Origin of the sequence: Paenalcaligenes hominis, assembly GCF_041359055.1 — a bacterium.
Classification (GTDB): Bacteria; Pseudomonadota; Gammaproteobacteria; order Burkholderiales; family Burkholderiaceae_B; genus Paenalcaligenes; species Paenalcaligenes hominis_A.
The window spans coordinates 499,875-514,156 of sequence record NZ_JBGJKZ010000002.1 but is presented as its reverse complement, the minus strand read 5'-3'; the positions used below and the strand labels follow the sequence as shown (position 1 = coordinate 514,156).

The following is a 14,282-nucleotide window of genomic DNA, read 5'->3' as shown; positions in this document are numbered from 1 at the left end:
CGCAGTGTGGCAGAGATCCACAGAAGGACAGCAGTAGGATGAGTGAATTTTCTGCCTCTGATATTCAGGCTATGCAACTAGCGCTACAATTAGCCGATGTAGCTTGGCAGCAGGGCGAGGTGCCTGTCGGGGCCGTGTTGGTCGATGCAGACGGTCAACTTCTAGGTCAAGGCTATAATCAAGTTATTACGCGCTCGGATCCTACTCAACATGCCGAGGTGGTTGCATTGCGTCAAGCCACTGCTTTAGCCTCCAATTACCGACTACCTGGTAGCCAGTTGTTTGTCACTCTAGAGCCTTGCCTGATGTGTTTTGGGGCACTATTGCATGCTCGAGTCGAGCGTGTGGTGTATGCGGCACCCGATCCTAAAACAGGGGCATGTGGCAGCGTACTATGTCTGCACGAGCACCCTACATTAAATCATCAAACTCTGGTGCAAGCCGGCCTATTACAAGATCAGGCCTCTCAACTCTTGCGAGATTTTTTCAAAGAGCGACGTTTGCTCGCCAAACAAAAAAAGCGTGAATTATGACAATGACGTCACACCATGCTTGCGATGCCCATTGCAGGCACGAGCCCCATGGTATTTATATTATTTCCTCATCCAATGCGGTTGAAAAAGCAGAGCAGCTTGAGCTAGCACAGCATCATTTACGTGCTTTGGGTTGGACGGTAGACTTGGACCCTGATGCGTTAGCACGATTTCAACGTTTTGCAGGCACCGACGAACAGCGCCTTAATGCAATTCATCGTGCGTTAGAGCAACCCCATCAAGTGATTTTATCCAGCCGCGGCGGTTATGGTCTTAGCCGTTTACTGCCTGCTATCAATTGGCGCGCTGTGGCAGAGAGTCACAAGCGTTTTGTTGGACACAGTGATTTTACTGCGTTTAACAATGCCTTATTAGCTCAAACGGGTGCTATTAGTTATGCCGGCCCGTGTGCAGCATTTGACTTTGGTGTGTCTGAGCCGGATGATCTCACATTGGATTTATTCCATGAATCCATGACCGATCAGCTGGAAATACTTAGTTTTGAGTCAGAAGGCTCTGATGCGGTTGATGCGCGGGGCGTGCTGTGGGGGGGCAATTTAGCAATGCTGTGCTCCCTATTGGGCACACCGTATTTTCCTCATATTGATCAAGGCATTTTGTTTTTAGAGGACGTGGGCGAGCACCCTTATCGCATAGAGCGTATGCTGATGCAGCTTTGGCAAGCGGGGGTGCTGCAACGTCAGCAGGCTATTGTGTTGGGGCATTTTACGGAATATCAATTAACACCGCGAGACAATGGTTTCGATTTAAACCAAGTGATCGCGTGGTTGCGGCACACCGTTAAGGTGCCTGTGGTGCATGGGTTGCCGTATGGGCACACCCAAGTCAAAGTGACCTTGCCCATTGGCAAAAAAATAGGTATAGCCACTGAAAGCGATATGGCTTATTTGGTTATTGAAGAACATCACTAAAGCGTTGGCTTTGAGTGGTTTAATTAATTTTGAAAGACGCTTTGTTGTGATTACTACATCCAATTTGACCATTCAGTTTGGTCCAAAACCCTTATTTGAAAATGTGAACGCGAAGTTTGGCGGCGGCAACCGATACGGGTTGATCGGTGCTAATGGTTCCGGTAAATCGACGCTAATGAAAATTATTGGGGGCGACCTAGAGCCTTCTTCTGGCAGCGTCACCCTAGATCCAGGTCTAAGACTAGGCAAACTGCGTCAAGATCAGTTTGCGTTTGAAGACAACACAGTGTTGGATGTGGTCATGATGGGCCATACTGAAATGTGGCAAGCTATGACAGAGCGTGATGCCATTTATGCCAACCTAGAGGCCACCGAAGAAGACTACATGCGTGCAGCAGATCTAGAAGGGGTGTTTGCTGAGTACGATGGCTATACAGCACAGTCGCGTGCAGGTGAGCTACTGTTGGGTCTGGAAATCCCCACCGAGCAACATCAGCTCTTAATGAGTGAGTTAGCCCCAGGTTGGAAACTGCGTGTGTTGTTAGCGCAAGCGTTGTTTTCTAATCCCGATGTGTTGTTGCTTGATGAACCCACCAACAACTTGGATATTAATACCATTCGTTGGCTTGAAGACGTTTTGAACTCTTACGATAGCACCATGATTATCATTAGTCATGACCGTCATTTTTTAAATCAAGTGTGTACGCATATGGCTGATTTGGATTATGGCGAGCTACGTGTGTACCCAGGTAACTACGACGATTACATGCTCGCTTCAGCCCAAGCTCGAGAGCGTTTAACGCAGGCCAACGCTAAAGCCAAAGAGCGCATTGGCGAGCTTCAAGACTTTGTACGTCGATTCTCTGCTAATAAGTCCAAAGCACGTCAGGCAACCTCGCGTATTAAACAAATTGATCGCATAAAAGCAGAGACCGTAGAGGTAAAACCTTCCTCACGCCAAAACCCATATATTCGGTTCGAGCAAAGCAAGCCTTTACATCGTTTAGCCGTAAGCACCGAGGCGCTTAGCAAGCAGTTTGATCGTCCTATTATTCATAATTTGAATCTCACTGTAGAGGCCGGTGAGCGCATTGCTATTGTGGGTGCAAATGGGGTAGGTAAAACCACACTATTGCGTTTGCTGTATGGCGACTTGGCTGCCGATGCAGGCAAGGTGACTTGGGCCGAAAATGCGGATGTAGGCTACATGGCGCAGGATGTGTCTGAGCAGTTTGAGCAAGACGTTAATTTGTTTGATTGGCTTTTAGAGCATCGTCAGCCAGGCGACGATGATCAAGCATTGCGTTCTGTACTAGGCCGTTTATTGTTTTCTAATGATGACATCAAGAAATCCGTACCTGTGTTGTCAGGGGGTGAAAAAAACCGTTTAAGCTTTGGTCGCTTGATGTTGACACGTAATAATGTCTTATTAATGGACGAACCCACCAACCACTTAGATATGGAGTCCATCGAATCGCTGCAAATTGCACTCGAGAAATATCCCGGTACCTTAGTGTTTGTTTCCCATGACCGCGAGTTTGTTTCGGGGGTAGCCGGACGTATTATTGAAATATTCCCAGATGGTAAGCTTGTCGACTATGTGGGTTCTTATGACGATTATTTAGCTTATCGCGATAGTCAGCACGCTTAAATTATTATGCTTTATCAATTAAACGGTATTTATCACTACGAAGAAGACATCAAAAAAAGTCGTTTTTTGGCTTTGGCCGCACCAGTTAATAGTGCAGAGGAAGCGATGGATTTTTTGCAGGCACATAGCGTACCCGATGCCACACATAATTGTTGGGCATACAAGCTAGGTGATGAATACCGCTTTAATGATGATGGAGAGCCAGGGGGGACCGCTGGTCGGCCCATGCTACAAGCCATCGAGGGCCAAGACTGCGATCGTGTCGTGGTATTAGTAATCCGCTGGTTTGGTGGTGTGAAACTAGGCACAGGAGGCTTGATGCGGGCGTATGGTGGCGTGGCGGCCTCCTGTTTGCGTTTAGCGCCCAAAAGTCCTATTGTGCCCTTGCAAACGGTGCAGTGCTCCTGTGACTACAGCGATAGCGACTTAGTGCGATCACGCTTTAGCCAATATCAAGCCCAAGTGCTAACCGAGGTCTTTGGCGCAACAGGAGTGGAATGGACGTTGGCTTTACCCTTAGATCAAGTTCAGGCCTTTGAAGAAGGGTTTTCCAACTGGACGCGGGGCCAGGGGTTTTGGTCAACTTTGGAAAAAACAGATAGCCAGTCGCTTTAAGACTGCAAAACGTGATGATTTCTCTATTAAGGCTTGTCGTTTTATTTAAGATCACTGTAAAGTGATCTTTTTTTATAAGCTCAAAGGGTCCGGAATGGAAAAAATAATAGAGTGGATTAATGCAATTAATGCTATCGCATGGGGGCCTCTCATGCTGCTTTTGTTAGCTGGTACTGGAGTGTTCTTAACCTTAGGCTTACGATTCATACCACAGCGTAAGCTTGGCTATGGGTTTAAGATGCTTTGGCAAGGTCGCAGTAGCACAGAAAAAGGAGACATCAGTCCTTTTAATGCCTTAATGACGGCTTTATCGGCCACTATTGGTACTGGAAATATTGCAGGGGTGGCAACAGCTATATTCTATGGTGGCCCAGGCGCCATTTTTTGGATGTGGTTAATTGCTCTGATAGGGATGGCAACCAAATTCTGTGAAGCCACTCTTGCTGTACATTTTCGCGAAGTAGATGCGAATGGTCATTATGTGGGTGGCCCTATGTATTACATTCGCAATGGCTTAGGTGCTAACTGGAAATGGTTAGGAGTGATCTTTGCTGTTTTTGGTATGTTGGCAGGCTTTGGTATTGGCAATAGTATTCAAGCCCATTCAGTAGCAGATGTGATGCAGTCCGCCTTTAGTGTGCCACCTTTATTGACTGGGGTTATTATTGCTTTGCTTGTGGGCATGGTGCTGTTGGGTGGTATTAAACGCATTGGAGAGGTAGCGGGCAAGCTGGTGCCTTTAATGGCTGTGTTTTATGTAGGGGGCGGTTTATTAGTTTTGGCTCTACATATTGATCGCATTCCCCAAGCGATTTCGCTTATTTTTTATCATGCGTTTAATCCTACCGCTGCAGCGGGGGGCTTTGCTGGGGCTACGGTATGGGCTGCCATTCGTTTTGGCGTGGCGCGCGGTATTTTTTCTAATGAAGCTGGCTTAGGTAGTGCGCCTATAGCTCACGCTACGGCTCAGACAGATAGTCCAATTCGTCAGGGCACCGTAGCTATGTTGGGCACTTTTTTAGATACTATTGTGGTTTGCACGATTACTGCCTTAGTAATTGTGGTGACGGGCGCATGGCAAAGTGGGGAAAATGGCGCGACCTTGTCTGCCCATGCTTTTTCTCAGGGTTTAGGGCCAACCGGACGTTATATAGTGAGCATCGGTGTTGCCTTATTTGCATTTACCACAATTATCGGCTGGAGTTTTTACAGCGAAAAATGTGCTCAATTTTTATTTGGTGAGCGCTCTAATTTTCCGTTCCGTTTAATTTGGGTGGTGGTGATCCCGATCGGTACGTGGCCTGGCATAGATTTAGGTAGCTTATGGTTAGTAGCAGATACGTTGAATGCGTTAATGGCTATTCCTAACTTAATTGCTTTGTTGTTATTAAGCCCAGTGGTCTTTAAGTTAGCAAAAATCTATTTTGCAAAGCCTGCGCTACATAAATAAAAACTTTGTCTGATACTTAAAAGCCCTGTTTTTTGAACTGGCCCCAAGAAGTTGGACACCGATCCAACCTTTTTGGGGTTTTTGTTTTTTTGAGGTCAGAGGATGTATAGGCGTAAAAAAGCCCAGTTTAGGACTGGGCTTTGGGCCTATGCTATATGTAGATGCTTAGGCTTGGTTGTTTTGCTGAGCTGCAATTTCAGCGTGAACTTCTTCCATATTGACGGCTTTAACTTGTTCGATTAGCTCTTCAAGCTGAGACTCGGCTAAAGCACCGGAGTGTTGGAATAGCAAAACGCGTTCACGGAACACCATAATGGTAGGAATAGAACGAATACGCATAGCAGCGGCGAGTTCCTCTTCCTCTTCGGTGTTTACTTTGGCAAAGACGATATCGCTGTGTTTAGCGGCGGCGGCTTCGTAAGTAGGGGCAAATTGTTGGCAAGGACCGCACCAAGGGGCCCAGAAATCGATAATTAACGTTTTATCGCCTTCAACAGCGGCTTGGAAGGTGTCTTGAGTAAGATCAACGGTGCTCATAATTCTTCCTTGAATATGAAAAGGCGGCTGATAAGGCCGCCTTTTTGTGTATAGATGTCTACCTACAGACAGTGTACCGTGTTTTATAAATAAATACAGGCTTAATCGGGATAAAACGCGTATTTAATGATGAACAAAATAGCCACTATTGCTGTGGCAGGGTGGATAGAGCGGAACTGACCTGTTAATAGTTTAATGACCACATAACTAATAAAACCAAATGCCAAACCATTCGCAATGGAATAGGTGAATGGCATAGTAATAGCAGTAATAGCAGCAGGAGCGGCTTCGGTCATGTCGTCCCAGTCAATTTCAGCCACCTCACGTAGCATTAACCCTGCCACATAGAGCAGAGCAGGTGCTGTAGCGTAGGCAGGAACCATTTTAGCTAAGGGAGCAAAGAGCAGAGCTAATAAAAAACACGCGGCAATGGTTAGGGCCGTAAGACCGGTGCGACCCCCAGCTTGAACGCCTGAGGCGCTCTCTACATAAGCGGTGGTGCTGCTCGTACCAATTAATGAGCCAGCCACAATAGCTGTGCTATCGGCAAATAAAGCGCGACCTAGACGTCCGGTGTTGGTGTCAGAGATAAGTCGAGCGCGTTTAGCCACGCCAAGCATCGTACCCGTTGCATCAAAAACCTCAACAAGTACTAAAACTAAAATCACATGAGCCAAACCCATGTGCAAAGCACCCACAATATCAAGTTGCAAAAAGGTAGGAGCAATGCTGGGGGGCAAAGAAAAAATGCCTAGGTATTCATTATGGCCCGTAAGCGTAGATAAGGCGGTAATGGCTAAAATACCAATTAAAATAGCACCACGCACCTTTAAAGCGTCCAGTGCTGTAATAATGAAAAAACCCAAAATAGCAAAAATCGCGGCGGGCTGGGTTAAGTCGCCAATACCAATTTTGGTAGCAGGGTGTTCGACTACAATGCCAGCATTCATCATGGCAATAATAGCTAAAAACAAGCCAATACCTGCTGCAATAGCGGCACGCAACGAGCGAGGGATGCCTGCAATAATCCACCCACGAATGCCTGTGGCTGTTAAAATTAAAAAGATAATGCCGGAAATGAAAACGGCACCCAGTGCCACTTGCCAGGTCGCACCCAACGAGGCCACGACCGTAAATGCAAAAAAGGCGTTTAAGCCCATACCAGGAGCCATACCAATTGGCCAGTTGGCTACAAAGGCCATGATTAACGTACCTACGATGGCAGCTAAACATGTCGCTACGAAAATAGCCCCGTGATCCATGCCCGTAGAGGCCAGAATATTGGGGTTCACAATGATAATGTAGGACATGGTTAAAAAGGTCGTTATACCCGCCATGACCTCGGTTTTAACATTGGTACCATGTTCGTTAAGCTTAAAAAAACGCTCAAACATAAGGCTTCCTGTTTAGAAATAAACGTAAATGAATAACCACGCAATTTTATGCCATAAATACACTTTAGCGCTATGGCACAATGTAGAAACAACATGAAGATACTTGGATACGAAAGCTCGTGTGACGAGACAGGGGTTGCAATTGTATGCACCGAGCAAGGGCTGATTGCCCATGGTTTGCATAGCCAAATCGCTATGCATCGTGCGTTTGGTGGTGTGGTGCCCGAGTTGGCCTCGCGGGATCACATTCGCCGTGTCTTACCTCTGACACAGCAGGTGCTACAAGAGGCTGGTATGTCGCTGGATGATATAGACGCTGTAGCATATACGGCTGGTCCTGGGTTAAATGGAGCTTTATTGGTCGGAGCCAGTTTTGCTAATGCATTGGCTTGGGCGCGTGGCATCCCTACTGTTCCTATTCATCATCTTGAGGGGCATTTGCTGTCTCCTTTGCTCGCCGACCCTGCGCCTACGTTTCCATTTGTGGCCTTGCTGGTCTCAGGTGGGCATACACAAATTATGCAAGTAGATGGTGTAGGGCAGTATAAGCTACTTGGTGAAACTCTTGACGATGCGGCGGGCGAAGCTTTTGATAAAAGCGCTAAATTACTGGGGTTGCCTTACCCTGGTGGCCCGGCTTTAGCTGCATTAGCACAAGATGGCGATCCCGAACGTATTGTTTTGCCACGACCAATGATTCATAGCGGGGATTTAGATTTTAGCTTTAGTGGGCTTAAAACAGCCGTACTGACCGCACTGCGCAAGCTAGAAAAAGAGCAGGGTAGTGTTAGTTATCAAGATCAGGCTGATTTAGCCGCTGCTACTCAAGCAGCCATTGTTGATGTGCTTGCAATTAAATCGTTGCGTGCTTTAAAGCAAAGTGGGTTGAAACGACTGGTGGTCGCAGGGGGGGTGGGGGCAAATCAGCGATTACGCGACCATTTGCTTAATGAAACTCGGCGTTTGGGGGCACATGTGTATTTTCCACCTGTTAGTTTGTGTACGGATAACGGTGCCATGATTGCTTTTGCGGCGGCTCAGCGTATTAAAGCAGGGATCCAGAAACCTGAAATCGACCCTAGCTTTAAAGTGCGTCCGCGCTGGGACCTTGAAGAGGTCGCCATTTAGCGCTTTTTTTGCCCAATACGTGTTTCTTGGCCTAGCAGTAGACGCTGTATGTTTGCCGCATGACGCCATAGCAACAGCACACTTAATGCACAAATAGCCAAGGCCTCGGGTTTATCTAATGACCAAAGAGCGTTAGCTCCTAGAAAGTAATACAGGGGTGCCAATAAAGCCGCCACAATGGCAGCCAAAGAGGAATACTTAAAAATATAGGCGACGGTTAACCAAGTTAATACGCATGCCAAAGCAAGCAGTGGTTGCAGGGCAATTAATATTCCTATGGCGGTAGCTACCCCTTTGCCGCCTTTAAAGCCTAGAGTAAATGGGAAAACATGCCCAAGAAACACGGCTATTGCACTGGCTGCTACCACTGCGCTGCTTATATCAAAGTAGGCGCTGATCCATTTAGCCAAGCAAACAGCGACTGTGCCCTTGAGTAGATCGCCCAGCAAGGTCAAAGCAGCCGCTTTTTTATTGCCACTACGCAATACATTGGTTGCGCCGGGGTTGTTCGAACCAAAGCTTCGTGGATCGGCTAGGCCCATTAAACGACTTACAATTACTGCAAAGGGCAAAGACCCAAGCACATACGCGCAGCCTATAGTAAGTAAAGCAATTAACCAGAGCATAACTAGACCCATAAAAAGAAGACTAAGAGTGGCGATTCTACTTGAAGTGAACTAAGAGTCAAAATAAAACAGGTACAATTAGTTGTATTGGATAATAATGAGTTAACTAATGAAAATATTAATTGCAAATGATGATGGTTACAACGCGCCAGGCATCGAAGCGCTTTATCATGCTCTAGCAGATTTAGGCGATTTAACAGTGATTGCCCCTGAAAGCAATTGTAGTGGCTCTTCAAATTCATTAACCCTCACCCGCCCTTTGACTGTACATAAAGCGCATAATGATTTTTATTATGTCAATGGTACGCCATCGGATTGCATTCATATTGCTTTAACCGGCTTGCTTGACTTCAAGCCCGATTTAATCGTGTCGGGTATCAATAACGGGGCCAATATGGGTGACGATACCTTATATTCAGGCACAGTAGCTGCCGCCATGGAGGGCCATCTTTTTGGAATACCGGCGTTGGCTTTTTCTTTGGTCGAAAAAGGGTGGGCGCATTTAGATACTGCAGCTCAGGTGGCTCGCGAACTGGTGCTTAAAACGCGTGAACATCCACTTGAGGCGGGCACATTATTAAATATTAATATCCCAGCCGTTCCGCTTTCCGCTCTTAACGGCTACGCCGTAACGCGTCTAGGCAAGCGTCATCCCGCTGAGCCCGTAGTAAAAAGCACCACCCCTTATGGCGATCCCATTTATTGGATTGGTCCAGTAGGCAAAGCCGTAGACTTTGCCCTAGAGACCGATTTTGGGGCTACCCAAAATTTACAGGTTTCAGTGACACCGTTGCGTTTTGACTTAACCGATTACCAGCAGCTTGCTAGCACCAAGGCATGGATGCACAGTTAAAATGAAAAAAACAAGGGCTCATCGGTATGTAATGAATGCAAGCAGAGAGCTAAATCGATTTGGCCGCACTCGGTCTGAGCCCTTGTTTTCGTCCAAAAACAGCAATACTAAAATTCTTTCTTTGTCGCCTGCCACTACGCAAAGTGAAGTGGTGCAGAATCCTGCAGCAAATCAAAATTTAGGCTTAACATCCAAGCGAGCACAAGAGCATTTGCTTCGTCGTCTAGAGCTAGCAGGCATCAAAGATCAACGTGTACTGAATGCGATGCGCCAAGTGCCGCGTCATTTATTTGTGGACCAAGGGCTGGCTAGTCGCGCTTATGAGAATGAGGCTTTGCCTATAGGTTACGGGCAAACTATTTCACAACCGTGGATGGTAGCCCGCATGTCCGCATTATTATTGTCGGAACACACGCCTAAACGAGTTCTAGAGATAGGCGCTGGCTGCGGCTATCAAACGGCAGTATTAACGCACCTAGTGCCAGAGGTTTATGCGATAGAACGCATTGCTGCGCTTTATGACCTCACTTACAAGAATCTTCAAGAATTAGGCGTAATAGACCAAGTTCGTTTAAAATTCGGGGACGGTATACAGGGTTGGGCGGATGCGGCACCTTTTGATGCCATTATTGTGGCAGCAGCAGGCTCGCAAATACCCGAACAGTTACTGCAGCAACTTGCCGTCGGGGGCTGTTTAGTCGCCCCCGAGGGTGATTTATCTCAACGTTTGGTCTACATTAGACGATACGCCGTCAGCCGTTGGCAGCGTCACGAACTCGAAACTGTGCGTTTTGTTCCATTAAAATCGGGAACGCAAATTTAATTTTAGGAGAGCAACATGCAGCAAGCTGGTACGACTATGTCTCCCGCTGCTTCGATTTTATCGATACGACAACCTACTCGTTGGTTGGTCGCTGGGACGATGGTAATGTCTTTGGTGCTATCGGGGTGTAGCACTAACACACCGGCTCCTATTACCGATATTCATTCTTCTACGCCTAGTGCGCCTCAGTCCACTACAGGCGGTAATTACACGGTGCAAGTCGGGGATACGCTTTATAAAATTGCGCAGCAGCATGGTACTACGGTTCAAGCAATTGCCAATGCAAATAACATTACAGATCCTTCTCAATTACGGGTTGGTCAAGTATTGGTGGTAAATGGCGCTGGTCAGGTTGCTCAAACAAGCACATCCACATCGCGTCCTAGTACCACCCCTGCTAGCAGCTCAGATTCGGGCGCAGCAACCTCATCTCCCGTAACCTCATCTAGCAGTACCAGTCCAACCAGTTCTGCCAGTGTATCGACCAAATCGCCACGGGCAAGTGATGCCAATTTAATCAATTGGGGATGGCCCACCAATGGCAAAATCATCCAAAGCTTTACCGCGAGCACAAAAGGTATAGACCTAGAAGGCAATGTCGGTGATGCCGTTAACGCTGCTGCAGATGGCAAAGTCATGTATGCCGGTAACGGTGTACGAGGTTTAGGTAATCTTATTTTATTAGGTCATAGCAACGGTTTTATTACCGCCTATGCGCATAATGACTCGCTGATTGTCAAAACAGGACAGGAAATTAAAAAAGGTCAACGTATTGCTACGCTAGGCCAAAGTGATACCACATCGCCTCGTTTGCATTTTGAGATCCGTCGTCGTGGCACACCCGTCAACCCATTATCTTATTTACCCGAACGTTAAATTTCAGTTGTGACGCCGACTATGAGCGATTTATTAGAAGTAGAGTCCTTAGACCTTGAGGGTCGAGGTGTAGCACACCAAGCCGATGGTAAGGTGGTATTTATTGATGAGGCTTTGCCCGGTGAACTCGTCCGCGCACAAATAACACGCCAAAAGCCCAGTTATAATCGAGCCAAACTCATCGAAGTGGTACGCCCGTCAGCACAACGGGTCGAACCACCCTGTCCTAATTTTGGTGTGTGTGGGGGGTGCTTAATGCAGCATCTAGAGCCCACCGCTCAAGTGGCTATTAAACAGCGCGCCCTAGAGGATGCTTTTAATCATATAGGCAAAGTCCGACCTAAGCAGCTTTTGGCAGCTATGCACGGACCGTATTTTGGTTATCGTTTTAGAGCACGCTTTTCTGCCCGTTTTGTACAAAAAAAAGGCGGCATGTTAGTGGGGTTCAGAGAGCGAAATGGGCGTTATGTGGTCGATATGGATCAATGTTTGGTAATTCCTAAACATGTATCCAAGCTATTACGCCCTCTGCGTACCAGCCTAAGCACCTTATCTAGGCCCGACCGTATTCCCCAAATTGAGTTAGCAGTGGGGGACGACTGCACGGTATTGACTTTGCGTCATATGGAGCCCCTAACGGAATCAGACTTGCACACATTACGTGAGTTTGCCAAGCAGCACCATATCGTGTGGTGGTTACAACCTAAAGGCCCCGAAACGGCTCACCCTCTAGATCCAGAGGATGCCGAGTGTTTGTACTACGAGCTGCCTGATTACGGTTTAAAAATGCCCTTTAAACCGGCAGACTTTACCCAAGTCAATCATCAAATCAATCGTGAGTTAATTCGTCGTGCGTTGCGGTTGTTGGCTATTGAGCCCCAAGATCGAGTGGCTGACTTGTTTTGTGGCTTAGGTAATTTTAGTTTACCCATGGCGCGTTTTGCCAAAGAGGTGGTGGGTATCGAAGGCAGTAGTACATTAACTCAACGTGCCACCGAGGCCGCTGCGTTGCACGACATGAGTGAGCAGGCCAAATTTAGCACCTTAAATTTATTCGAGGTGGATGCACATTGGTTACGGGCGTTGGGTTACTTTGACCGAGTGCTTATTGATCCGCCGCGTGATGGCGCTTTTGCTGTGGCTAAAGCTTACTCAGAGCTTAGCTTGGCCGAACGCCCCAAACGTATTGTGTATGTTTCCTGTAACCCGGCAACCTTAGCCAGAGACGCGGGTATTTTGGTGCATCATGGTGGTTACGATTTAAAAGCAGCGGGTGTGATTAATATGTTTCCTCATACGGGTCATATTGAATCCATTGCGGTTTTTGAAGCAGGTCAAACAGGCCCCCTAAAACCGTTTCAGGACGACTCCACCCAATAAGCTCTTTTTGCTTTAAAAAACAAAACGCCCCGTCATTAAAACGGGGCATTTTTGTAACATAACAAGAGATTTAGCTCTCTAAAATACGTTGCGCTTCAATGCGTACCCGTTCAGGAGCCGTGCCACCTAAGTGGTTACGAGCGGCCACAGAACCCTCTAGAGTGAGCACACCAAAGATGTCTTCTTCTATGGAAGGGTGAAATGCTTGAAGTTCTGTTAATGACAAGTCAGCCAAGTCGCAGCCTTTTTGTTCGCATTCGCGCACTGCTAACGCAACGGTTTCATGAGCATCACGGAAGGGAAGCCCTTTTTTTACTAAGTAATCAGCAAGGTCCGTCGCTGTGGCATAACCTTGTAAAGCAGCGGCACGCATTGCATCGGCTTTGACTCGAATACCCGATACCATATCCACAAAAATAGTTAAGGTGTCACGGATGGTGTCTGCAGCATCAAACAAGCCCTCTTTGTCTTCTTGGTTGTCTTTGTTATAGGCTAAGGGCTGGCCTTTCATTAGTGTAAGCAAGGCAATGAGGTGGCCATTTACGCGTCCAGTTTTACCCCGTGCTAGTTCAGGTACATCGGGGTTTTTCTTTTGAGGCATGATGGAGCTGCCTGTGCAAAAGCGATCAGCAAGCTCAATAAAGCCGACACGTGGGCTCATCCAGATAATTAGCTCTTCGGATAAACGCGAAATATGCGTCATGATTAAAGCGGCAGCGGCACAGAATTCGATAGCAAAATCTCGATCGGACACCGCATCTAAGGAGTTGCGACACACATCATCAAAGCCAAGCAGTTGAGCGGTGAGCTCGCGGTCGATAGGATATGAGGTACCAGCTAAAGCAGCTGCGCCGAGTGGAAGGCGGTTTACACGTTTGCGACAGTCCAGCAAACGTTCGTGGTCGCGGTTAAACATTTCAGCATACGCCAACAAGTGGTGCCCAAAAGTAACCGGTTGAGCGACTTGCAAATGAGTAAAGCCGGGTAAAATGGTATCGGCATGCTCTAAGGCTAGTGCAGCAAGGTTTTTTTGTAGTTCCACCAGTAGTTGTGTGCTTTGGTCAATTTCGGCACGCAACCAAAGACGAATATCCGTGGCCACTTGGTCATTGCGCGAGCGCCCAGTGTGTAAGCGCTTGCCTGCATCACCAATAATTTCTACTAAACGTTTTTCAATGTTTAGGTGAACGTCTTCTAGGTCAAGCAGCCATTCAAATTGCCCGGCTTCAATTTCGCCGATAATTTGTTGCATGCCACGCTCGATATCTTGTTGGTCTTCCTTACTGATCACGCCTACTGTTGCTAGCATATGAGCATGAGCCAAAGAACCTTGAATATCAAAAAGAGCCAGACGCTTGTCAAAATCTACGGAAGCGGTATAGCGTTTTACTAAGTCCGAAACAGGTTCGGTAAAACGTGCAGACCAGGCTTGGGATTTGTTCGCAAATTGGTTTTGATTATTGGATTGATTAGACATAGAGTGT

At 47.1% G+C, this 14,282-nt stretch carries 14 protein-coding genes; 10 read left to right on the top strand and 4 right to left on the bottom strand.

The features are described 5' to 3' along the window. Positions 1–38 precede the first annotated feature (38 nt). The 5 genes from tadA (at position 39) to ACBP46_RS06330 (ending at position 5,181) form a co-directional block, all read left to right on the top strand. Entirely contained in the window at positions 39–533 is a 495-nt protein-coding gene (gene tadA, locus ACBP46_RS06350) for a tRNA adenosine(34) deaminase TadA (RefSeq protein ID WP_371015895.1), read from the top strand. Continuing rightward, positions 530–1,465, top strand: a complete 936-nt coding sequence (locus tag ACBP46_RS06345) for an LD-carboxypeptidase (protein ID WP_371015894.1) — start codon at positions 530–532, stop codon at positions 1,463–1,465. The genes tadA and ACBP46_RS06345 overlap by 4 nt, the downstream gene beginning before the upstream one ends. Before the next feature lie 46 nt (positions 1,466–1,511). Then, the gene (locus tag ACBP46_RS06340; RefSeq protein ID WP_371015893.1) at positions 1,512–3,116 is read left to right on the top strand and encodes an ABC-F family ATPase; all 1,605 of its coding nucleotides are present in this window, start codon (positions 1,512–1,514) and stop codon (positions 3,114–3,116) included. A gap of 6 nt (positions 3,117–3,122) precedes the next feature. After that, positions 3,123–3,731, top strand: coding sequence for an IMPACT family protein (locus ACBP46_RS06335; RefSeq protein ID WP_371015892.1), 609 nt, complete (start codon positions 3,123–3,125; stop codon positions 3,729–3,731). A 94-nt stretch (positions 3,732–3,825) separates the two neighbouring features. After that, complete coding sequence (locus ACBP46_RS06330; protein ID WP_371015891.1) at positions 3,826–5,181, top strand: alanine/glycine:cation symporter family protein; 1,356 nt, start codon at positions 3,826–3,828, stop codon at positions 5,179–5,181. Positions 5,182–5,346: 165 nt separating this feature from the next. Here ACBP46_RS06330 and trxA read toward each other — a convergent pair whose 3' ends face one another. Together trxA and ACBP46_RS06320 are read right to left on the bottom strand one after the other, a co-directional pair. Then, on the bottom strand, positions 5,347–5,718 hold the full coding sequence (trxA, locus tag ACBP46_RS06325; protein ID WP_371015890.1) for a thioredoxin: 372 nt from the start codon (positions 5,716–5,718) through the stop codon (positions 5,347–5,349). A 101-nt stretch (positions 5,719–5,819) separates the two neighbouring features. Then, positions 5,820–7,112 carry an NCS2 family permease gene (locus ACBP46_RS06320; protein ID WP_371015889.1) on the bottom strand — a complete coding sequence of 431 codons (1,293 nt, stop codon included), beginning with the start codon at positions 7,110–7,112 and terminating at the stop codon, positions 5,820–5,822. Positions 7,113–7,205: 93 nt separating this feature from the next. Between ACBP46_RS06320 and tsaD the strand changes: the two genes are divergently transcribed. Then, on the top strand, positions 7,206–8,240 hold the full coding sequence (gene tsaD, locus ACBP46_RS06315) for a tRNA (adenosine(37)-N6)-threonylcarbamoyltransferase complex transferase subunit TsaD (protein ID WP_371015888.1): 1,035 nt from the start codon (positions 7,206–7,208) through the stop codon (positions 8,238–8,240). Here the strand turns inward: tsaD and plsY are convergent. Beyond that, the gene (gene plsY / locus ACBP46_RS06310; RefSeq protein ID WP_371015887.1) at positions 8,237–8,866 is read right to left on the bottom strand and encodes a glycerol-3-phosphate 1-O-acyltransferase PlsY; all 630 of its coding nucleotides are present in this window, start codon (positions 8,864–8,866) and stop codon (positions 8,237–8,239) included. The genes tsaD and plsY overlap by 4 nt on opposite strands. Before the next feature lie 109 nt (positions 8,867–8,975). On the opposite strand from plsY, the gene surE reads away from it, so the two are divergent. From surE to rlmD, 4 genes are read left to right on the top strand one after another with little or no spacing between them, the layout of a single operon-like run. Beyond that, a complete protein-coding gene (gene surE / locus ACBP46_RS06305) occupies positions 8,976–9,719 on the top strand; it encodes a 5'/3'-nucleotidase SurE (RefSeq protein ID WP_371015886.1) in 744 nt (247 codons plus the stop codon). Positions 9,720–9,750: 31 nt separating this feature from the next. Next, a complete protein-coding gene (locus ACBP46_RS06300) occupies positions 9,751–10,542 on the top strand; it encodes a protein-L-isoaspartate(D-aspartate) O-methyltransferase (protein WP_371016056.1) in 792 nt (263 codons plus the stop codon). Between the two features lie 15 nt (positions 10,543–10,557). Next, complete coding sequence (locus ACBP46_RS06295) at positions 10,558–11,418, top strand: peptidoglycan DD-metalloendopeptidase family protein (RefSeq protein WP_371015885.1); 861 nt, start codon at positions 10,558–10,560, stop codon at positions 11,416–11,418. A gap of 21 nt (positions 11,419–11,439) precedes the next feature. Then, a complete protein-coding gene (gene rlmD / locus ACBP46_RS06290) occupies positions 11,440–12,798 on the top strand; it encodes a 23S rRNA (uracil(1939)-C(5))-methyltransferase RlmD (protein WP_371015884.1) in 1,359 nt (452 codons plus the stop codon). Between the two features lie 70 nt (positions 12,799–12,868). Here the strand turns inward: rlmD and argH are convergent, their stop codons facing one another. Continuing rightward, positions 12,869–14,275 (bottom strand): argininosuccinate lyase, encoded by a 1,407-nt coding sequence (argH, locus tag ACBP46_RS06285; RefSeq protein ID WP_371015883.1) that lies wholly within the window; start codon positions 14,273–14,275, stop codon positions 12,869–12,871. Between the last annotated feature and the right edge of the window lie 7 nt (positions 14,276–14,282).

Coding starts and splice junctions, on each gene's coding strand:
- trxA (WP_371015890.1), bottom strand. CDS start 5,718: ATGAGCACCGTTGATCTTACTCAAGACACCTTCCAAGCCGCTGTTGAA.
- ACBP46_RS06345 (WP_371015894.1), top strand. CDS start 530: ATGACAATGACGTCACACCATGCTTGCGATGCCCATTGCAGGCACGAG.
- plsY (WP_371015887.1), bottom strand. CDS start 8,866: ATGCTCTGGTTAATTGCTTTACTTACTATAGGCTGCGCGTATGTGCTT.
- ACBP46_RS06330 (WP_371015891.1), top strand. CDS start 3,826: ATGGAAAAAATAATAGAGTGGATTAATGCAATTAATGCTATCGCATGG.
- rlmD (WP_371015884.1), top strand. CDS start 11,440: ATGAGCGATTTATTAGAAGTAGAGTCCTTAGACCTTGAGGGTCGAGGT.
- surE (WP_371015886.1), top strand. CDS start 8,976: ATGAAAATATTAATTGCAAATGATGATGGTTACAACGCGCCAGGCATC.
- ACBP46_RS06335 (WP_371015892.1), top strand. CDS start 3,123: ATGCTTTATCAATTAAACGGTATTTATCACTACGAAGAAGACATCAAA.
- tadA (WP_371015895.1), top strand. CDS start 39: ATGAGTGAATTTTCTGCCTCTGATATTCAGGCTATGCAACTAGCGCTA.
- argH (WP_371015883.1), bottom strand. CDS start 14,275: ATGTCTAATCAATCCAATAATCAAAACCAATTTGCGAACAAATCCCAA.
- ACBP46_RS06320 (WP_371015889.1), bottom strand. CDS start 7,112: ATGTTTGAGCGTTTTTTTAAGCTTAACGAACATGGTACCAATGTTAAA.
- ACBP46_RS06300 (WP_371016056.1), top strand. CDS start 9,751: ATGAATGCAAGCAGAGAGCTAAATCGATTTGGCCGCACTCGGTCTGAG.
- tsaD (WP_371015888.1), top strand. CDS start 7,206: ATGAAGATACTTGGATACGAAAGCTCGTGTGACGAGACAGGGGTTGCA.
- ACBP46_RS06295 (WP_371015885.1), top strand. CDS start 10,558: ATGCAGCAAGCTGGTACGACTATGTCTCCCGCTGCTTCGATTTTATCG.